The sequence below is a fragment of the Lentzea sp. NPDC092896 genome (assembly GCF_044754905.1).
GTDB lineage: Bacteria > Actinomycetota > Actinomycetes > Mycobacteriales > Pseudonocardiaceae > Lentzea.
Genome location: NZ_JBIVPX010000016.1, coordinates 120,962 through 140,602, shown reverse-complemented (window position 1 = coordinate 140,602; position 19,641 = coordinate 120,962). Strand labels below are relative to the sequence as shown.

Genomic DNA, 19,641 nt, shown 5'->3' with positions numbered 1-19,641 from the left:
CCGTGTTTCATTGAGGTAGGACCGCTGGAACGGGGGTCGCCATGAGCTACCTCGACGAGAACGCGCGTGAGGTCATCAGGCCGGTCAAGCGCATGGTCGAAGACGAGTTCCTGTCCCGGCCAGGGGTGATCGGCGTCGACATCGGCGAGAAGGTCACCCGCGGCCGCCCGACGGGCAGGGCCGCGATCGTGGTCTACGTGTGCGCCAAGGGACCTGACCACCCGCAGCAGATCCCGGTGGAGGTCCGCGGCGTGCCGACCGACGTGGTCGCCGAGTCGATCGTGCTGCACCGGGCCAGGATCAGCCGCGCCGCCGACGGGCAACCCGTTGCGGCGGAACGGCATCCGGTGCTGCGCGGGGGCATCGGCATCGGCCCTGCCAGGTCGTTCAGGGTCGTGCCGCCCGAGGTCGAGCGTGCCGGCGAGTACGTGATCGCGGGCACGCTCGGCGCGTTCGTCCTCACCCGTGACGAGCCTCGCAAGGTGTTGGGGCTCACCACTTTCCACGTCGGGTGTGTCGACGACTCGTGGTCGGTGGGCGACGAGTTCGTGCATCCGTCCCGAGTGGACGGCGGGGTTCCCGGTGCCGACGAGATCGCCGTGCTGGACCGGGCGGCGCTCGCCGGAGCGGTGTCCGCGGCGGGCCTGCGGATGGGCGCCCGGCCGTTCCGCGCGGAGGTGCTCGACGTCGGCGCGATCATGGGCAGCGCCAGGGCCGTCATCGGCTCGACCGTGCGCAAACGTGGCCGCACCACCGAACTCACGTACGGCGTGATCGAGTCGACGGACTCGACGCTGCGGCTCGACTTCGGCGACGGGATCGGCGTCCGGACGTTGCGCGACCAGATCCGCGTCCACTCGTCCGAACGCTTCGGCGACCACGGGGACAGCGGCGCCGTGCTGGTCGACGCCGACAACTTCGTCGTGGGCCTGTACGTCGCCGGATCAGGCTCGACGGGGTTCGCGAACCCCATCGAGCCCGTCCTGCGTCAGCTGGACGTGGAGTTGCTCACTCCCGGTGTGCCCGAGTCGCGGAGGCCTGGGCCCGCGGCTTGAGCACGATGGTGTCCAGGTTCACGTGCGAGGGCCGGGTGACGGCGAACGCGATCACGTCCGCCACGTCGTCCGCGACCAGCGGCGTGATGCCCTGGTAGACCTTGGCCGCGCGCTCGGTGTCGCCGCCGAACCGGTTCGCCGAGAAGTCCGTCTCGACCATGCCCGGCTGGATCTCGGTGATCCGCACCGGCTGACCGAGCAGCTCGCCGCGCAACGTGCGGTGCAACGCCGACTGGGCGTGCTTGGCGCTCGTGTACCCGGAGCCGTTGTCATAGGCCTCGTACGCGGCGATGGACGTCACGGACACGATGTGCCCGTCCCCGGACGCGATCAGCTTCGGGATGAACGCCTTGGTCACCAGCAGGGTGCCCAGGACGTTCGCCTCCCACATCCAGCGCCACTCGTCCGCGCTCCCCTCGGCGACGGTCGAGAGCCCGCGCGCACCGCCCGCGTTGTTCACGAGGACGTTCGCCTGGGGTACCCGGTCCGCGAAGGCGGCGACGGAGGCTTCGTCGGTGACGTCCAGCTCGATGGCCGTCCCGTCGATCTCCTTCGCGATAACGTGGAGGAGGTCCAGACGACGTGCACCGAGCACGACGTGGAAGCCCTCGGCGGCCAACCGGCGCGCGGTGGCCTCGCCGATGCCCGCGCTAGCTCCGGTCACAACTGCGACAGGTCGATTCACGACTTCGATCGTAGGTGCCGAACGGGGTGTGACTGACATCACTCACACCCCGATGGGGTTCTGGACGTCCACCATGGTGGGAGGTCGAAACCGTGAAGAGAACACTTGTCGCGCTGGTCGCCGGACTGACGCTGCTGACCGGCTGCTCGAGTGTCGAGGCAGGATCGCCGAAGGCGGACAGCTCGTTGCCGTCCGCGAAGGTGACCCTGTCCCCGGTCGACGGAACCAAGGACGTGCAGGTCACGACCCCGGTCCAGGTCACCGTGGTGGACGGCAAGATCGAGTCCGTCGCACTGAAGTCCCCCGAGGGCGCCGACGTCAAGGGCACCCTCACCGAGGACAAGTCCGGCTGGACGACGGCCGAGCCCCTGGGCTACGGCAAGACGTACAGCTACAACGGCAAGGCCGTCGGCTCCGACGGCAAGCCGGTCGAGCTCAAGGGCTCGTTCACCACCGTCGCGCCCGGTTCGCAGACCCGCGCGACGCTCTGGCCCTCCGACAACCAGACGGTCGGCATCGCCGCACCGATCATGGTCAAGTTCGAGGCGCCGGTCGAGGACAAGGCCACCGTCGAGAAGGCCCTCAAGGTCACGAACTCGGCGAACGTCCAGGGCTCGTGGGCCTGGCTCAGCGCCCAGGAAGTGCACTTCCGGCCGGAGAAGTACTGGCCCGCCAACACGACGGTCAAGGTCGAGGCCAAGCTCTACGGCGTCAACTACGGCGGCGGCGCGTTCGGCAAGGCCGACGTGACCAGCGACTTCACCGTCGGCCGCAACCAGGTCGTGAAGATCGACAACCCGACGCACCGGCTCAAGGTGTTCCGCGACGGCGCGCAGGTCGCCGACTACCCGGCGTCGTTCGGCAAGGACGCCGACCCCGAGCTGACCACGCCGAACGGCACGTTCGTCGTCATGTCGAAGAACGACACGTTCTCGTTCGACAACCCGCGCTACGGCTACACCAACGTCGTGAAGAAGTGGGCCGTCCGGTTCTCCAACCACGGCGAGTTCATCCACGAGAACAACGACAACGCGGCGAACATCGGCAACAACAACACCTCGCACGGCTGCGCGAACCTGCTGGAAGCCGACGCGAAGGCGTACTACGACTCGGCGCTGGTCGGCGACCCGGTCGAGGTGACCGGCTCGATCACGACGCTGCCGGCCCAGTTCGACTGGTACGACTGGCAGATCTCGTGGGACCAGTGGAAGGGCAAGTCCGCCATCAAGTAGGACCGGCGGGAATGCGTCCCCCGACCAGGTCGTTCGTACGGGTGTGCATCTGACACACGTGGCGGCGGCCGGCGGGGGACGACTGGCCGTACGTGAGGCAGGTCCGGCTGACGCTCCGCCGGTGGTCCTGATCCACGGCTGGGCGCAGACGGGTGCCGTCTGGGACCTGCCCGGCTTTCACACCTACGCCGTCGACCTGCGCGGACACGGCGAATCGGACGACTTCGGCGACTACCGCGATTCCACCCAGTGGGCCGCGGACCTGAAGGCCGTGCTCGATCACACAGGGCCCGCGACCGTCGCCGGATGGTCCTACGGCGGGCTCGTCATCACCGACTACCTGCGCGTCCACGGGACCGCGGGCATCAACGCGCTGGTGTTCGTGAGCGCGATCACCGAGATCGGCCGCGGTCGCCCTGGAGGCGAGACCGGGCCGGTGATGCGGGACGCACTGCCCGGCGCGATCACCGACGACCTCGTGATGGCGAAGTTCTGCGAGGCCATGGCACCTGTCCTGCCTGCTGGGACCGTCGCGAAGCTCACTGCCTCCGCTACCTCCGTGAGCCATAAAGTGCGAGGTGAGCTGTTCCGCAGGGATGTGGGCAGCGCCGACGTGCTGAAGGCCGTTGACGTGCCGGCTCTGGTCGTGCACGGAACTCAAGACGAGGTGGTCGCCCCTGCCGCCGCCGAGTACTCCGCCGCCCTGATCCCCGGAGCCGAGTTGAGCCTGTACCCCGACACCGCGCACGCGCCCTTCCTGGAGCGGCCCGCGCGGTTCGCCGCCGACCTGCTGCGAGTCGCCCGATGAAGCGCGTCGCGGTGCTCTCAGTGCACACCTCGCCGCTCGAACAGCCGGGGACGGGTGATGCGGGCGGGATGAACGTCTACATCGTGCAGACGGCCACACGGATGGCCCAGCGCGGTGTCGAGGTGGAGATCTTCACCCGTGCCACCTCCTCCGAGCTGCCGCCGGTGGTCGAGCTGGCGCCGGGCGTGCGCGTCCGCAACGTCGCCGCCGGTCCGTTCGAGGGGCTCGGCAAGGAGGAGCTGCCGAGTCAGCTCTGCGCGTTCTCCGCGGGGGTCCTGCGGGCGGAGGCACGCCACGAGCCCGGCTACTACGACGCGATCCACTCCCACTACTGGCTGTCCGGGCAGGTCGGCTGGATCGCCCGCGAACGCTGGGGCGTGCCCCTGGTGCACACCGCGCACACGCTCGCCAAGGTGAAGAACCTGGCGCTGGCCGAGGGCGACGCGCCGGAGCCGCGGATGCGGGTGATCGGCGAGGAGCAGGTCGTCGCGGAGTCGGACCGGCTCGTGGCGAACACCGACATCGAGGCCGGCGAACTGATCAAGCTCTACGACGCGGAGCCGTCCAAGGTGGCCGTCGTGCCGCCGGGTGTGGACCTCGACCGCTTCACGCCGGGCGACCAGTGCGCGGCCCGGCAGGCGCTCGGCATCCCGCAGGACGCGATCGTGCTGGCGTTCGTCGGCAGGATCCAGCCGCTGAAGGCCCCTGACGTGCTGCTCCGGGCGGCCGCCGAGATGCTCGTGCGCGACCCCGGGCTGCGGTCGAAGCTCGTCGTGCTGATCGTCGGCGGGCCGTCGGGCAGCGGCACCGAACGGCCCAAGGCTTTGGAAGAACTGGCCGCTCAGCTGCAGATCACGGACGTCGTGCGGTTCCTGCCGCCGCAGCCGGGTCCGGCGCTGGCGGAGGTCTACCGGGCCGCCGACCTGGTCGCGGTGCCGAGCTACAACGAGTCGTTCGGGCTGGTCGCGCTGGAGGCCCAGGCCTGCGGGACGCCGGTGGTCGCGGCGGCCGTCGGAGGGTTGCCGGTGGCGGTCAACGACGGCGTGTCCGGGGTGCTCGTGCACGGGCACGAGGCCGGTGAGTGGGCTTCCGCGATCAACGGGGTCGCGCTGCCGCAGCGGGAGCACCTGGCGAGCAACGCCGTCGGGCATGCGCGACGCTTCTCCTGGGACCGCACGACTGACGCCCTGCTGGCGGGGTATCAAGAGGCGGGAGACGTGTTCCGCCGGGAGGTTTTCGCTTGAGCATCGATGGCGTCATCAAGGCTTTTCTGGACGAGCGGGAGCTGAAGTACGACCGGAGCGAGCCCGGCAAGTTCTTCGTGACGCTGCCGGGCACCAAGAAGCTCCAGACGAACCTGTGGCTGGTCGAGACGAAGCACGCGCTGGTCGTCGAGGCGTTCGTGTGCCGGCGGCCGGACCAGTCGTTCGAGGACGTGTACCGGTTCCTGCTGCGCCGCAACGCACGGCTGTACGGCGTGCACTACACGATCGACGCCGAGGGTGACATCTACCTGGTCGGACGGGTCGGCAAGCACGCCGTGACGCCCGACGAGCTGGACCGCGTGCTCGGGCAGGTGCTGGAAGCGGCGGACGGCGACTTCAACCCGTTGCTCGAGATCGGGTTCGCCGACGCGATCCGGCGGGAGTGGGCGTGGCGGGTGTCGCGCGGCGAGTCGCTGGCGAACCTGCAGGCCTTCCAACATCTCGTTTCGGACTAGCGGGCAACTCGTTTCGGCTTCCCCGGCAACCACCCGTCCCCGCCGTCCCGTCCGATGGGCATGCGCAGACCAGGGGTGTGGGTGGGAGTCGCGTTGCTGACCCTTGTCACGGCGGGGTGCAGCAGCAACATGAGTGGTGGTGGGTCGGCCGCGAAGGATGCCGCCGCGCCGCCGCAGGCGGCACAGCAGAAGGCGCCGCAGCAGGAGAACAACGCCGCGCCGGCCGTGCAGCCGGTGCAGCAGCAGGAACGGCAGTTGGTGCGCACGGCCACTGTCGACTTGCGCAGCGATGACGTGCTGAAGGCCATCGGTCAGATCAAGGACCGGGCCACGGCGGTCGGCGGGTTCGCGGGGCAGGAGAACTCGACCAGCAGGTCGGGGTCCGTGACCGTGCGGGTGCCGTCGTCCGAGCTGGACCGGGTCGTGCGCGATCTCGGGAGCGTCGGGGAGGTCACCCGCAGCGAGGTGCGCAGCGAGGACGTCACCGACCAGCTGGTGGACGTCGAGGCGCGGATCGCGACGCAGAAGGCCAGCGTCGAGCGGCTCCGCGTGCTGTTCGAGCGGGCCGGGACGACGGCCGAGATCGCGCAGATCGAGTCCGAGCTGACGAAGCGGCAGGCCGAGCTGGAGTCCCAGCAGCGGCGCAGCGAGTCGCTGAAGGGCAAGGTCGCGATGGCGACGTTGACCGTGCAGGTCGCGACCGTGCCGATCGCGCCGCCGGAACCGGAGAAGGCCGGGTTCCTGAGCGCGCTCGCCGGGGGCTGGAGCGCGTTGCTCGCCGTGCTGAACGGGATCCTGATCGCGGCCGGCGCCCTGCTGCCGTTCGTCGTGGCGCTGGGAGTGCCCGCGGCGGTGGTGATCTACGTCCTGCGCCGACGCAGGCGTGTCACCCGAATGAACGAAGCAGCCTGATCAAGTTCTACTGAGAGTGTGCCTTTGATGATGCGCGGAACGGCTCGGGAGAGAGGGGGAGTCGCATCGAGCCGTCCCGCGTCAAAGGTCCCCGCTGCTGTGGATCCGTGGACGGGGGGTGCCTGCGGATCCCAAGCGGGCCACGCGATTCGACGGGGGATGACGAATCGCGCTCGGTGCCTCGCGCTCGTCGAGTAAGCGTGGGAGCCGACTCGCGGAGGCGGTATCAACTTCTCAGATACATCCTTGCGATCACAAGTGCTTGTATTACTCCATTCGAGTGTATTTAGACGTGCTAAGTAACGTATCTGTAGCGATCGAGCAGTCCTTGACCTGCTCAGTGGCCTGGATCACGATGACCCCACAGGCTGGGTGTACAGCGCTGTACAGCGAGTGAATGAGGTCGCCGCATGGTCTTTCGCAGTCCGTACCCCGATGTCGAGATCCCCGATGTGTCGCTGCACCAGCTGTTGTTCGGCGACATCGCCGACCGGGTGGACCGGGTTGCGCTGATCGACGGCATGTCCGGTGCGTCGATGACCTACGGCCAGCTCGCCGGAGCCGTCGACCGGATGGCCGCCGCACTGGCAGCGCGAGGTATTGGGAAGGGTGATGTCGTCGGCATCCTCAGCCCGAACACGCCGTACTACGCCGTCGTGTTCCACGGCATCCTGCGTGCGGGCGCCACGGCCACCACGATCAACGCGCTCTACACGCCCGACGAGGTCGCGCACCAGCTGCACGACGCGGGCGCGAAGATGCTGTTCACCGTCTCGGTGCTGCTGCCCAACGCCGCCCCCGGCGCCGCGAAGGCCGGCGTGACCGACGTGGTCGTGCTCGACGGCGCGGAGGGCTACCCGTCGTTGCCCGAGCTGCTGGCGAACGACCACCCGGTGCCCGAGGTGACGATCAACCCGTCCGAGGACCTCGCGGTGCTGCCGTACTCGTCCGGCACGACGGCGCTGCCCAAGGGCGTAATGCTCACGCACCGAAATCTGGTCGCGAATCTCGTGCAATGTGGCCCAATTCTTTCGGATGTGGGCGCGCATACGCGAATTCTTGCGGTATTGCCGTTCTTTCACATCTACGGCATGCAGGTCCTGATGAACAACGGCCTGTACATCGGCGGTGTCGTCGTGACGCTGCCGAAGTTCGAACTGCCGGAGTTCCTGCGCGTCATCGCCGAGCACAAGACCGACCGCGTCTACATCGCACCGCCGGTCGCCGTCGCCCTGGCGAAGCACCCGATCGTCGACAAGTACGACCTGTCCCCGCTGCACACGCTGTTCTCCGGCGCCGCTCCGCTGGACGTCGAACTCGCCGACGCGGTGCGCAAGCGCATCGGCTGCCGCGTCGTCCAGGGCTACGGCATGACGGAGATGTCGCCGGTCAGCCACGCCATCCCGGACGGCCGCGACGACATCTCGGTCGGCACCGTCGGCGTGATCATCCCGAACCTCGAGTGCCGCCTGGTCGACCCGGCGACGGGCGAGGACGTCGGCGTGGACGAGCGCGGCGAGCTGTGGTGCAAGGGCCCGAACATCATGAAGGGCTACCTGAACAACGCCGAGGCCACCGCCGCCACCATCGACGACGACGGCTGGCTGCACACCGGCGACGTGGCCGTGATCGACGCCGACGGCATCGTCTCGATCGTCGACCGCGTCAAGGAACTGATCAAGTACAAGGGCTACCAGGTCCCGCCGGCCGAGCTCGAGGCCGTGCTGCTCACCCACGAGGAGATCGCCGACGCGGCGGTCATCGGCGTGCGCGACGCGGACGGCGAGGAGATCCCGAAGGCGTTCGTGGTGCGCCAGGCCGGATCGTCGATCGAGGGCGACGCCGTGATGGCGTTCGTGGCCTCGCACGTCGCGCCGCACAAGAAGGTGCGCGTGGTCGAGTTCATCGAGGCGATCCCGAAGTCGGCCGCCGGCAAGATCCTGCGCAAGGACCTGCGGGCTCGCGAACAGGCCTGATCTGCGACGTCCGAGAGGCCCCGGCAGGATGCTGCCGGGGCCTCTCGGCGTTTCGGCGGAAGGTGGGCGAAGTGGACGACGAAGAACTGAGGAAGTTGCGGGTGCTCGCCGCGGCCGGCGACGGCGACGCCGTGGACCAGCTCGTGGAGCTGGCGGGCGAACGCGGCGACTTCGACGAGCTGCGCCGGCTCGCGGACGGCGGTTCGTCCGACGCCGTGGACGTGCTCGTGGAGCTGGCCGGTGAGCGCGGTGATCTGGACGAGCTGCGGCGCCTCGCCGGCGCGGGCAGCGGCGACGCGGCCGACGTGCTGGCCGAGCTGGAGGAGCGGTAGCCCGTCCGCACCGGCGAATCTCATGGCGTGGATCACGGTGCCCGGCCGGGGTACGGCAGGGGGGTCGGCATGGCAGGCTAGCCGCCATGTCTGTCGGAACTTTGATCCTGCTCCGCCACGGCGAGAGCACGTGGAACGCGGAGAACCTCTTCACCGGCTGGGTGGACGTTCCCCTGTCGGAGAAGGGTGAGAAGGAGGCCCGTCGCGGCGGCCAGCTGCTGCGCGACGCCGGCGTCCTGCCGGAGATCCTGCACACGTCGCTGATGCGCCGGGCGATCATGACCGCGAACCTGGCCCTCGACGCCGCCGACCGGCACTGGATCCCGGTCAAGCGCGACTGGCGTCTCAACGAACGCCACTACGGCGCGTTGCAGGGCAAGAACAAGAAGCAGACGCTCGAGGAGTTCGGCGAGGAGCAGTTCATGCTCTGGCGCCGCTCCTACGACACCCCGCCGCCGCCCATCGAGCCCGGCAGCGAGTTCAGCCAGGACACCGACCCGCGCTACGCGGGCCTCGGCCCCGACCTGCCGCTGACCGAGTGCCTGCTCGACGTCGTGAAGCGCATGCTCCCGTACTGGGACGAGGCGATCGTCCCGGACCTGCGCACCGGCAAGACGGTCCTGGTGGCCGCGCACGGCAACTCGCTGCGCGCCCTCGTGAAGCACCTCGACGGCATCTCCGACGAGGCCATCGCGGGCCTGAACATCCCGACCGGCATCCCGCTGCGCTACGACCTCGACGAGGACCTGAAGCCGCTCAAGCCGGGTGGCGAGTACCTCGACCCCGACGCCGCGAAGGACGCCATCGCGGCGGTGGCGAACCAGGGTCGCTGAGCACATTTCGAGAAAGGCGCACCCGGCCTCCGGGTGCGCCTTTTTGCGTCGCGAGTTCGTGTCGGTCGTCCGGTCGCCTCTTCGGGTCAACCGCCGAAGGCGATTCGGGTCGAAGCGGTGGCCGGACGACCGACTTCCCGACGAACTCGCCGGAGTCTGCGAAGCAGCGACCACAGATAGAGTCACGGTTGGGTGAACACGGGCTGACCAGGGACGGAACAACCGTCCATTGAGGTGTCGCGGGTGTCACGGTTCACGCTTCCGCACTAGGCCAAGACACCTCTGAGCTGCTTACCATTCGCCTCGTGACCACAACGGGTTACCTCGCTGTGTCGATCGGCCTCGCGCTCATCGGCGTGATCGCCGCTTTCTTCATCGGCCGGTCCACCGCCCCACGGCACCCCCGGAAGCCGGAAGGCCTCACGGTCGCCGACCTCATCCAGCAGATCGTGCACGACTCGCACGACGGCATCGTGGTGCTGAACCACTTCGGTGACGTCGTGCTGCACAACCCCCGTGCCGAAGAGCTCGGGATCGTCCGCAACAACCGCGTCGACGACCGGGCCCGCAAGGCGGCCGAGGGCGTCCGCGGCAGCAACGAGGTCGTGTACGTCGACCTCTCGCCGTTGGAGGGCTATCGGACCGGGCGTCAGCCGGAGGCCGTGCACGCCGAGGTCCGCCTGCTCATCGAGAACTTCACGGTCGTGGACGCCACGGACGAGTCGGAGTCGGTGCGGCTGGAGAAGACCCGGCGCGACTTCGTGGCGAACGTCAGCCACGAGCTCAAGACCCCGGTCGGGGCCCTCGCGCTGCTGGCGGAGGCCGTGCTGGACGCGAGCGACGACCAGGACGAGGTCCGCCGGTTCAGCGCGAAGATCATGCAGGAGGCCACCCGCCTCGGCACGCTCGTCACCGAGCTGATCGCGCTGTCCCGGTTGCAGGGCGCCGAGAAGCTGCCGGAGCTGTCCGACACCGAGATCGACGTCGTGATCAACGAGGCGCTGTCGCGGTCCAAGCTCGCCGCCGAGTCCGTCAACATCTCGATCAACGTCGACGAACCGAGCGGGTTCGTCGTGCCGGGCGACCGGTCGTTGCTGGTCACGGCGCTGACGAACCTGCTGGACAACGCCGTCGCGTACTCGCCGCCCGGCAGTCCGGTGAGCGTGAGCCGGCGGCTGGTGGACGGGCACGTCGAGATCGCGGTGACCGACCGCGGCATCGGCATCGCAGAGGACCAGCAGATCCGCGTCTTCGAGCGGTTCTACCGCGTCGACAAGGCCCGATCGCGCGCGACCGGGGGCACCGGTCTCGGGCTCGCGATCGTCAAGCACGTCGCCGCCAACCACGGCGGTGAGGTGAAGCTGTGGAGCCTGCCAGGAACGGGGTCCACCTTCACGCTGCGGATTCCCGCCGCGGCGACCGAACCGAATCCGACTCTCGTGCCTTCCGGCGCGGGTGACCCAGGAGGAGAGCTGTGACCAGAGTGCTCATCGTGGAGGACGAGGAGTCCTTCGCCGATCCGCTCGCCTTCCTGCTGCGCAAGGAAGGGTTCACCGCGGCGCTCGCGGCCACCGGCCAGGAGGCGCTCGAGGAGTTCGACCGCAACGGTGCCGACATCGTGCTGCTCGACCTGATGCTGCCCGGCATGAGCGGCACGGACGTGTGCAAGCAGCTCCGTCAGCGCTCCGCCGTCCCCGTGATCATGGTGACGGCCCGCGACAGCGAGATCGACAAGGTCGTCGGCCTCGAGCTCGGCGCTGACGACTACGTCACCAAGCCGTACTCGGCGCGGGAGCTCATCGCCCGCATCCGCGCGGTGCTGCGCCGCGGTGGCGAGTCCGAGGACCTGCTGCCGCAGATCCTGGAGGCCGGCCCGGTGCGGATGGACGTGGAACGCCACGTCGTCACCGTCGCGGGTCAGGACATCAGCCTGCCGCTCAAGGAGTTCGACCTCCTCGAGTACCTGCTGCGCAACGTCGGCAGGGTCCTGACCAGGGGCCAGCTGATCGACCGCGTGTGGGGAGCGGACTACGTGGGCGACACGAAGACGCTGGACGTGCACGTCAAGCGGCTCCGTTCGAAGATCGAACCTGACCCCTCGGCACCGCGGCACCTCGTTACGGTCAGGGGTCTGGGTTACAAGTTCGAGTCCTGACGGACACGACCAGGTACCGTTTCCGGCGTGCGCCTGGGCGTTCTCGACGTGGGGTCCAACACCGTCCACCTACTGGTGGTGGACGCGCATCGTGGTGCCCACCCAATCCCGATGACGTCCGAGAAGACGATCCTTCGTCTCGCCGAGCAGCTCGACGACCGGGGACAGCTCTCCAAATCGGGCGCTGACCAGCTCGTTCGTGCCGTGGCCGCCGCCAAGGCGTCGGCCAAGAAGTCCGGCTGCGACGACATGATGGCGTTCGCGACCTCGGCGGTGCGCGAGGCGGGCAACTCGGCCGAGGTGCTCGACCGCGTGCGCACCGAGACCGGGGTCGAGCTGAAGGTCCTGTCCGGCGAGGACGAGGCCCGCTACACCTTCCTCGCGGTCCGCCGCTGGTACGGCTGGTCCGCCGGGAGGTTGCTCAGCCTCGACATCGGTGGCGGCTCGCTGGAGCTCGCCATCGGCCGTGACGAGAACCCGGACCTGGCCTTCTCCGTGCCGCTCGGCGCGGGAAGGCTCACCAGGACCCGGTTCAAGAAGGATCCGCCCCGGCGTTCGGAGGTCCGCGAGACCACCGACTGGCTCGCCGACCAGCTCGCGCCCGTGGCGCGGAAGCTGAAACGCGCGGGTGAACCCGATCGAGTGGTTGCGACCTCAAAAACTTTCCGAACGCTGGCGCGGCTCACCGGGGCCGCGCCATCGTCTGCCGGGCCCAGGGCGCGTCGGGTTCTCACCGACGCCGGCCTGCGGCAGCTGATCGCGTTCATTTCCCGGATGTCGGCCAACGACCTCGCGGAGCTGGAAGGCGTGAGCACTTCACGCGCACACCAGCTCGTCGCGGGAGCGTTGGTCGCGGAGGCAACAATGCGAGCCCTGTCACTCACGCAGCTGGAGATTTGCCCCTGGGCACTCCGGGAGGGTGTCATCCTCCGGCGGCTGGATCACACTGATGGGACGGACCAGAGCGATACTGGACGGACTGGCCAGACCGGGGCACGGTGGAGTTGATGAGTCGAGAGAGCGGATCGGACCAGACGCAGCGCACAGTCGCTGAGCTGCTCGCCCAGTACGGGGGCAGCGCAGAGAGTGCGCCACGTCGGCGACGCCGCCGGGCTGACGACGAGGACGACGTCCAGCAGCCGGAGACCGCGCCCCAGACGATCATCGAGCGGGTGCTGTCCGACAGCGGCCGCCTGATGGCCATTCGCGACGACGACGTACCGCAGCCCGGTCGTCGCGCCGCACCCGAACCGCCGGCCGAGCGCACGGCGTACCAGCCGAAACAGCAGGTCGCGCCGCCGAAGCCGCCACAGCAGTCGCAGCAGATGCCGGTGCCGCAGGCCCAGCCGCCGCTGGTCCGCAGACCGGCCCCGCAGCAGCCGAAGCCGGCGCCGCCCGTCCCCAAGCCCGTCGCGCCGGTGCCGCCGCCTCCCGCGGCCGCCGAGCAGACCAGGCAGGTGCCGCAGGTTCGCGACCAGCCGTCCCGCTCGGACATGCCGCGCCCGGACGTGCCCGGCCGCCTGGAGGCACGGCTCGACCAGGCGCCCGGCGCGCCGTCGCGCACGAACATCACCCGGCCGCCGAAGCCGGTTCCGCCGTCGGTGCAGATGCCGGTGCCGGGCCCGCCGCGCGAGGCGATGACCGAGCAGCTTCCGCGCATCCCGGCGAAGGCGCCGGTGGACAAGATCGCCGCGCTCGAGACCGAGTCCGTGCTGATCGTGCCGCCCGCCCCGCCGAAGCTGCCGGAACCGTTGCCGGGCAACGTGCCCGACGCCTGGTTCAGCGACGACGACGCGGACGCCAAGACCGACCTGTCGATGGCGCCGATGGAGTCGACCGCGGCGCACCCCGCCCCGTACGTGGACGACGACTCGCAGGAGTACGCCGTCTACCGCCCGGAGGACGACTACCTCGCGGACGCCGACGAGGAGGACGACGAGGACGAGGGTCCCGCCGGCCTCGACGACGCGGCCGACGTCGAGGAGGACCCGGACGCCGAACCGCGCTCGGCCGGCAAGGAATGGCTGATCATGATCGGCCAGCTCGCCGTCGGCGTGCTCGGCGGCGCCGCGCTGTGGCTCGCGTTCAACTACCTGTGGCGCTCGGTACCGGCCGCCGCACTCGTGGTGGCGCTTGCCGTTACCGTGGGTCTGGTGTTGCTGGTTCGAAAGATCCGCCGAGCGGACGATCTGCAGACCACCGTCCTGGCCGTGCTCGTTGGCCTCATCGTGACCGTCTCACCAGCGGCGATGCTGCTGGTGAAGAGTTGACCGCCCGCATCCCGGTCGGGCTTTCCACGGCGTCGGTCTACCCGCAGCCAGCCGGAGCGGCGTTCGAGATCGCGTCCGAACTGGGCTACGACGGCGTCGAGCTGATGGTGTGGGCCGACCCGGTGTCGCAGGACATCCGCGCGGTCGACCGCCTGTCGTCCCGGACGGGCATGCCGGTCCTCGCCGTGCACGCGCCCTGCCTGCTCATCTCGCAGCGGGTGTGGTCGCCGGACCCGGCCGAGCGGTTGCGCCGGTCGGTTCGGGCTGCCCTTGATCTTGGCGCTTCGACCGTGGTGCTGCATCCGCCGTTCCGGTGGCAGCGCAAGTACGCGGACGGGTTCGCGGAGCTGGTCTCGTCGCTGGAGTCCGAGAGCGGGATCGCCATCGCGGTGGAGAACATGTTCCCCGTGCGGCGGCCTCTGGGGCGGGGGCGGACTGTCGAGATGAACGCGTTCAAGCCTTCTGTGGATCCGACTGATGTCGGGCACGCCAACTACACCCTGGATTTGTCTCACTCTGCTGCCGCGCACATGGACGCGTTGGAGTTGGCCAAGCGGATGGGGGATGGGCTGCGGCACATCCATCTCGCTGATGGGTCCGGGGCTCCCAAGGACGAGCACATGGTGCCCGGGCGCGGGACGCAGCCTTGCGCGGAGCTGTGCGAGATGCTGGCTCGGGGTGGGTTCGACGGGCAGGTCGTGCTGGAGGTCAACACGCGGCGGGCCGGGACTCCTGCTGGGCGGCGGGAGATGTTGGCGGAGGCGTTGTTGTTCGCCCGGCTGCACCTGGACTGGGCCGCTGAGGGTGAGGCCGGGAAGGCTCGGCCTGGGTTGTCTCGCTGATCGCGGGTTCCTGGTTGTGCGGGCGGGTCTTGTTGCGTGCGGGCCGTTGCGTTCCAGCGGGGTTGGTCGCGTTCCTGACGTTCCGTCGCCTTGCGAGGGTGGTCCATCAGGCAGTGACGAAGTGCGGGGTTGCGATTGGGGCTTGACCTTGAGCCTCTAGCTGGGCGCGTAGTCGGCCTCACAAGCCGGGGTGAAAGCGCCCCGGCCGAGCCCAGACAGGGTGGCACCCAGCCCCTCAAGGTCAAGCCCCAATCGCCATGAGCGGGGCTCACCGCTACCCGGCGCTCTAGGTTCAGACACCTCGCTTCGCATCGCCACGCCAGGACTCGTACGTGGTCGTTTTGCGTCGTCGGCTGCCGGGTGGCACCGCGCGGTGCGGGTTGCGATGGCGCGTCTCGGCGCTGTGAGTTGAGTCGCGAGTTAGGGTTTCCGGTGTGAACCCGCTGCGAGCGTTGATCATGGCCGCGTCTCGCAACGAGGCCGTCCGTCATCTGGTCGCCAACGCGCCGATCAGCCGTGATGTCGTGAAGCGGTTCGTCGCCGGCGAGACCACCGAAGACGCGGTCGAGGTCGTGCGGGGGCTGGGGCTGCCGGTGACGCTCGACTACCTCGGTGAGGACACGAAGGACGAGGCTCAGGCCGAGCGGACCGTGCAGGCGTACCTCGAGTTGCTCGACGCGTTGCACGCCGCTGGGCTGGCGGTGAACGCCGAGGTCAGCGTCAAGTTGACTGCGGTCGGGCAGACGCTCGACGAAGCGCTCGCCCTGACGAATGCCTCCCGGATCTGTGCCGCGGCCGAGCAGTGCGGGACGACCGTCACGCTCGACATGGAAGATCACACGACCACCGACTCGACGTTGCGGGTCCTGCACGAACTGCGTCGCAGCTGGCCTTGGGTGGGGGCGGTGTTGCAGTCGTACCTGCATCGGACGCTGGACGACTGCAAGGCGCTCTCCGGGGCCGGGAGCAGGGTTCGGCTGGTCAAGGGGGCCTACGCGGAGCCTCCCGAGGTTGCGATTCAGGATCCATTCGAGGTTGATCTGAACTACGTGCGGTGCCTGAACGTTCTCCTCGCCGGAGAGGGGTATCCGATGTTCGCGACGCACGACCCGCGCTTGATCGAAATCATTGGCGAACGAGCGCGCTGGTATGACAAAACTGACTTCGAGTACCAGATGCTCTACGGCATCCGGACCGAGGAGCAGAAGCGTCTCGGGACTCGCGTTTATGTTCCCTACGGCGAGCAGTGGTACGGATATCTCATGCGGCGACTTGCGGAACGGCCTGCCAACGTGACCTTCTTCCTGCGGTCGCTGGCCAGCCGCTCATGACCTTCTCGAAGTCCAGTGCGGTGCGGTCGCTCGGTGACGGAACCTTCACCGCGTCCCTGCCCGCCGAGTGGACCGTGGGCCCGAAGCCCCACGGCGGTTTCCTTCTCGCGGTGATGACCCGTGCGGCGGCTCATGTCGCCGACGGTGATCCGTTGGCCGTGTCCGCGCAGTTCCTGCGTGCGCCGGAGGTCGGGCCCGTGCTGGTCCGCACGGACGTGCGCAAGGCCGGGCGGACGGCGACGGTCATCGCGGTGACGCTGGAGCAACGCGGTCAGGTGTGTGTGGAGGCATCGGTGACGACGGGGCGGATCCCCGAGCACCGGGCCGACTACGTGAACCTGCCCACCATGCCCGCGGCGCCACCGCCCGGTTCGGTGGAGATGGCGACGTTCCCGACCGGCGGGGTCTACCGGGTGGGCGCGCTGTGCGACCTTCGGGTGGACCGCGAGTCGGCGACGTTCCTCGACCGGCGCACGGACGGACCGCTCACGCTGAAGCTGTGGGCGCGGCCGACCGACGAGCAGCCCGACCCGTACTTCGCGTTGCTCGCGGGCGACCTGTCGATGCCGGTGACGTTCAACCTCGGCCGTTTCGGCTGGTCACCGACTGTGCAGCTGACGGCGCTGCTGCGGGCCCGGCCGGCGCCGGGCTGGTTGCGCATCCACGTCACCTGCCAGGCGGTGCACGGCCAGTGGTTCGACGAGGACGCCACGGTGATCGATTCCGCCGGCCGGTTGGTGTGTCAGGCACGGCAGCTGGCGTTGACACCCGCTGTGTGAGACTTGACCGATGACGAAGATCGCGGTGCTCGGCGCGGGCAAGATCGGTGAGGCGCTGCTGTCCGGGCTCTTGCAGGGCGGCCGCGCCGCCACGGATCTCCTGTTCACGGAGAAGCACGAGTCACGGGCTCGTGCTCTGACCGAGCAGTACGGCTTCGAGGCCGTCACGGTCCCCGGCGCGGCGGCCCAGGCCGACGTGCTGGTCGTGGCGGTCAAGCCGCAGGACATCGAGCCGTTGCTCACCGAGCTCGCGCCGGTGCTGCGTCCCGGCACGTTGATCGTCTCGCTGTGCGCGGGGCTGCCGACGGCCCTGTACGAGCGCAGGCTGCCCGAGGGCACGCCGGTCGTGCGGGTCATGCCGAACACCCCGATGGTCGTCGGCGAGGCCATGAGCGCCGTCTCCGGCGGTTCCAACGCGACGCCGGAGCACCTCAAGGTCGTCGAGGAGTTGCTGTCGACCGTGGGCAAGGTCGCGGTCGTGCCGGAGTCGCAGCAGGACGCGGTGACGGCGCTGTCCGGCTCCGGTCCGGCGTACTTCTTCTTCCTGGTCGAGGCGATGATCGACGCGGGCATCCTGCTCGGCATCCCGCGCGACCTCGCCTCGACGCTGATCATCCAGTCGGCCGTGGGGGCCGCGACGATGCTGAACGAGGGCTCCTCGCACCCCGTGATCCTGCGTGAGGCGGTCACGTCGCCCGCGGGCACGACGATCATGGCCATTCGCGAGCTGGAGAAGCACGGCGTCCGTGCGGCCCTGCTCGCGGCCATCGAGAGCGCTCGTGACCGCTCGGTCGAACTGGGCCGGCAGCACGAGGACTGACCCAAGTGAGGGGTCGTCCCCACTTTGGACGTCGCAGGAGTCACACCAGTCCCGCTACTCTCAGAGGCAGCACGTGCGTGTCGAACCGTTGGTGGGGAAGACCGACGGCACGACACGTGTCGAAGGATGCGGTGATGTATGCCTGCGAAGGAGAACGAACGAACAGGTCTCGCTCAGGTTCAGTTCCTGACCGTGGCCGAGGTGGCCTCGATGATGCGGGTCTCCAAGATGACCGTGTATCGCCTGGTGCACTCCGGTGAGCTGCCCGCTGTTCGGGTCGGCAAGTCGTTCCGGGTGCCCGAGAAGGCGGTCCACGCCTACCTGGAGAACGCGTACTTCGACGCTGGCTGAAGGCTGGTGAACCTCGCCGGGTAGACTGGTAGGCCGATCGTGCTTACCGGCGCGCCGTGCTTGACACGGCCAAGGCTGGGGCGCGCCAGTCAAAGCAACGTCTAGAGCTAAGGAACCCGCATGGGCTCGGTCATCAAGAAGCGCCGCAAGCGCATGTCGAAGAAGAAGCACCGCAAGCTGCTGCGCAAGACCAGGGTCCAGCGCAGGAAGCGCGGCAAGTAAGCCCGCATGCGCTCTGCCGCCGCCGGCCTCCTCACGGAGGTCGGCGGCGGTTGCGTTTCCAAGGGCCGTCCAGGGGTACTCGGTCGGGTGCTTGCACCGGCACGGATATCACCCACTGAGACGAACCACGGGAAACACGGGATCGGTCGCCGCCGTTCGGGTGATTAGCCGGTAAAGCCTGCGTGACCTGCGTCAAGACGGCGTTCCGGCCCCCTGCGGTTCTCTATTCGGTCTGTAGCATCGACCAATCGCACCACCCTTCGTGCTTGGAGTCGCATGACGCCCAAGGTCGTCCTCGTCACCGGAGTCAGCCGCTTCCTCGGCGGCCACCTCGCCGCGCGCTTCGCCGCGAACCCGGACATCGAGCGCGTGCTCGGTGTGGACACCGAACCGCCGCCGCGCGATCTGCTGCGCCGCATGGGCAGGGCCGAGTTCGTGCGGGCCGACATCCGCAACCCGCTGATCAGCAAGGTCATCTCCACCGCGAACGTGGACACCGTCGTGCACGCCTCCGTCACCGCGAACCCGGCCGGGCCCACCGGTCGCACGGTGATGAAGGAGATGAACGTCATCGGCACCATGCAGCTGCTGGCCGCGTGCCAGAAGTCGCCCAAGGTGCAGAAGCTCGTCGTGAAGTCGACCAGCGCCGTCTACGGGTCCAGCAGCCGCGACCCGGCGGTGTTCACCGAGGACATGGGCCCCAAGGACCTGCCGTCGTCCGGCTACGCCAAGGACGCGGTCGAGGTCGAGGGGTACGTGCGCGGGTTCGGCCGCCGCAGGCCGGATGTGAACGTCACCACGCTGCGCTTCACGAACTTCATCGGCCCGCGCATCGACACGGTGCTGACGCGCTACTTCGCTCTTCCGGTCGTGCCCACGGTTCTGGGCTACGACGCTCGTGTGCAGCTGTTGCACTCCGAGGACGCACTGGCGGTCCTGGAGCGCGCGACGATGCACGACCTGCCCGGTGTGTTCAACGTGGGCGGCGACGGCGTGCTGCTGCTGTCGCAGGCGATTCGACGGGCGGGCAGGTTGAACCTGCCGGTGCCCAGCATGGCCGTGCCCACGGTCGGTGGCTTCTTCCGGAGCGCCCGGCTCGTCGACTTCTCGCCGGACCAGATGAGGTTCCTCAACTGGGGGCGCGTGGTCGACACCACCCTGCTGCGCAAGGAATTCGGGTTCACGCCGCGGTGGACCACCCAGCAGGCGTTCGACGACTACGTGAACGGCCGAGGACTGAAGCCGCTCATCGACCCGGAGACGGTCGAAGCCGCGGAGCGGGGAATCCTCGACGCGGCCGCCCGTTTCCGCTGATCTT

The 19,641-nt window shown here is 68.9% G+C and carries 21 protein-coding genes; 20 read left to right on the top strand and 1 reads right to left on the bottom strand.

The annotated features are described in order from the left end of the window. Nucleotides 1–41: 41 nt before the first annotated feature. Entirely contained in the window at nucleotides 42–1,055 is a 1,014-nt protein-coding gene (locus ACIQF0_RS45695; RefSeq protein ID WP_401041043.1) for a hypothetical protein, read from the top strand. On the opposite strand, the gene ACIQF0_RS45690 is transcribed toward ACIQF0_RS45695, so the two are convergent. Further along, nucleotides 1,009–1,740 carry an SDR family NAD(P)-dependent oxidoreductase gene (locus ACIQF0_RS45690; protein ID WP_360045307.1) on the bottom strand — a complete coding sequence of 244 codons (732 nt, stop codon included), beginning with the start codon at nucleotides 1,738–1,740 and terminating at the stop codon, nucleotides 1,009–1,011. The genes ACIQF0_RS45695 and ACIQF0_RS45690 overlap by 47 nt on opposite strands. Before the next feature lie 92 nt (nucleotides 1,741–1,832). Between ACIQF0_RS45690 and ACIQF0_RS45685 the strand changes: the two genes are divergently transcribed. The 19 genes from ACIQF0_RS45685 (at nucleotide 1,833) to ACIQF0_RS45595 (ending at nucleotide 19,637) form a co-directional block, all read left to right on the top strand. Continuing rightward, a complete protein-coding gene (locus tag ACIQF0_RS45685; RefSeq protein ID WP_401041040.1) occupies nucleotides 1,833–2,972 on the top strand; it encodes an Ig-like domain-containing protein in 1,140 nt (379 codons plus the stop codon). 43 nt (nucleotides 2,973–3,015) lie between these two features. Then, entirely contained in the window at nucleotides 3,016–3,780 is a 765-nt protein-coding gene (locus tag ACIQF0_RS45680; protein ID WP_401041037.1) for an alpha/beta fold hydrolase, read from the top strand. Then, nucleotides 3,777–5,024 (top strand): D-inositol-3-phosphate glycosyltransferase, encoded by a 1,248-nt coding sequence (mshA, locus tag ACIQF0_RS45675; RefSeq protein ID WP_401041035.1) that lies wholly within the window; start codon nucleotides 3,777–3,779, stop codon nucleotides 5,022–5,024. The genes ACIQF0_RS45680 and mshA overlap by 4 nt, the downstream gene beginning before the upstream one ends. Beyond that, nucleotides 5,021–5,500: a YbjN domain-containing protein gene (locus tag ACIQF0_RS45670; protein ID WP_319976764.1), complete on the top strand. Its 480-nt coding sequence runs from the start codon at nucleotides 5,021–5,023 to the stop codon at nucleotides 5,498–5,500. The genes mshA and ACIQF0_RS45670 overlap by 4 nt, the downstream gene beginning before the upstream one ends. 129 nt (nucleotides 5,501–5,629) lie before the next feature. Beyond that, a complete protein-coding gene (locus ACIQF0_RS45665) occupies nucleotides 5,630–6,412 on the top strand; it encodes a DUF4349 domain-containing protein (RefSeq protein WP_401041032.1) in 783 nt (260 codons plus the stop codon). A 410-nt stretch (nucleotides 6,413–6,822) separates the two neighbouring features. Beyond that, nucleotides 6,823–8,388, top strand: a complete 1,566-nt coding sequence (locus ACIQF0_RS45660) for a 4-coumarate--CoA ligase family protein (RefSeq protein WP_401041029.1) — start codon at nucleotides 6,823–6,825, stop codon at nucleotides 8,386–8,388. Nucleotides 8,389–8,459: 71 nt separating this feature from the next. Beyond that, a complete protein-coding gene (locus tag ACIQF0_RS45655; protein WP_401041027.1) occupies nucleotides 8,460–8,720 on the top strand; it encodes a hypothetical protein in 261 nt (86 codons plus the stop codon). 86 nt (nucleotides 8,721–8,806) lie between these two features. After that, the gene (locus tag ACIQF0_RS45650) at nucleotides 8,807–9,553 is read left to right on the top strand and encodes a phosphoglyceromutase (protein WP_401041025.1); all 747 of its coding nucleotides are present in this window, start codon (nucleotides 8,807–8,809) and stop codon (nucleotides 9,551–9,553) included. 305 nt (nucleotides 9,554–9,858) lie between these two features. Beyond that, nucleotides 9,859–11,031, top strand: a complete 1,173-nt coding sequence (locus ACIQF0_RS45645) for a sensor histidine kinase (protein ID WP_401041023.1) — start codon at nucleotides 9,859–9,861, stop codon at nucleotides 11,029–11,031. After that, nucleotides 11,028–11,708, top strand: coding sequence for a response regulator transcription factor (locus ACIQF0_RS45640; protein WP_030477953.1), 681 nt, complete (start codon nucleotides 11,028–11,030; stop codon nucleotides 11,706–11,708). The genes ACIQF0_RS45645 and ACIQF0_RS45640 overlap by 4 nt, the downstream gene beginning before the upstream one ends. A 27-nt stretch (nucleotides 11,709–11,735) precedes the next feature. Beyond that, the gene (locus ACIQF0_RS45635) at nucleotides 11,736–12,716 is read left to right on the top strand and encodes a Ppx/GppA phosphatase family protein (RefSeq protein ID WP_360045289.1); all 981 of its coding nucleotides are present in this window, start codon (nucleotides 11,736–11,738) and stop codon (nucleotides 12,714–12,716) included. Beyond that, complete coding sequence (locus ACIQF0_RS45630; protein WP_401041019.1) at nucleotides 12,716–13,978, top strand: hypothetical protein; 1,263 nt, start codon at nucleotides 12,716–12,718, stop codon at nucleotides 13,976–13,978. Before ACIQF0_RS45635 ends, ACIQF0_RS45630 begins: the two co-directional genes overlap by 1 nt. Continuing rightward, nucleotides 13,975–14,820, top strand: a complete 846-nt coding sequence (locus ACIQF0_RS45625) for a sugar phosphate isomerase/epimerase family protein (RefSeq protein ID WP_401041017.1) — start codon at nucleotides 13,975–13,977, stop codon at nucleotides 14,818–14,820. The genes ACIQF0_RS45630 and ACIQF0_RS45625 overlap by 4 nt, the downstream gene beginning before the upstream one ends. A gap of 434 nt (nucleotides 14,821–15,254) precedes the next feature. Next, nucleotides 15,255–16,151 (top strand): proline dehydrogenase family protein, encoded by an 897-nt coding sequence (locus tag ACIQF0_RS45620; protein WP_401041015.1) that lies wholly within the window; start codon nucleotides 15,255–15,257, stop codon nucleotides 16,149–16,151. Beyond that, entirely contained in the window at nucleotides 16,148–16,930 is a 783-nt protein-coding gene (locus tag ACIQF0_RS45615; protein ID WP_093605842.1) for a thioesterase family protein, read from the top strand. The genes ACIQF0_RS45620 and ACIQF0_RS45615 overlap by 4 nt, the downstream gene beginning before the upstream one ends. 10 nt (nucleotides 16,931–16,940) lie before the next feature. Beyond that, nucleotides 16,941–17,750, top strand: a complete 810-nt coding sequence (gene proC / locus ACIQF0_RS45610) for a pyrroline-5-carboxylate reductase (RefSeq protein ID WP_401041012.1) — start codon at nucleotides 16,941–16,943, stop codon at nucleotides 17,748–17,750. A 138-nt stretch (nucleotides 17,751–17,888) separates the two neighbouring features. Beyond that, nucleotides 17,889–18,101, top strand: coding sequence for a helix-turn-helix domain-containing protein (locus ACIQF0_RS45605; protein ID WP_030477960.1), 213 nt, complete (start codon nucleotides 17,889–17,891; stop codon nucleotides 18,099–18,101). Between the two features lie 120 nt (nucleotides 18,102–18,221). Beyond that, nucleotides 18,222–18,323 (top strand): 30S ribosomal protein bS22, encoded by a 102-nt coding sequence (locus ACIQF0_RS45600; protein WP_015105422.1) that lies wholly within the window; start codon nucleotides 18,222–18,224, stop codon nucleotides 18,321–18,323. A gap of 276 nt (nucleotides 18,324–18,599) precedes the next feature. Further along, nucleotides 18,600–19,637, top strand: a complete 1,038-nt coding sequence (locus ACIQF0_RS45595; RefSeq protein WP_360045280.1) for an NAD-dependent epimerase/dehydratase family protein — start codon at nucleotides 18,600–18,602, stop codon at nucleotides 19,635–19,637. Nucleotides 19,638–19,641: the final 4 nt, after the last annotated feature.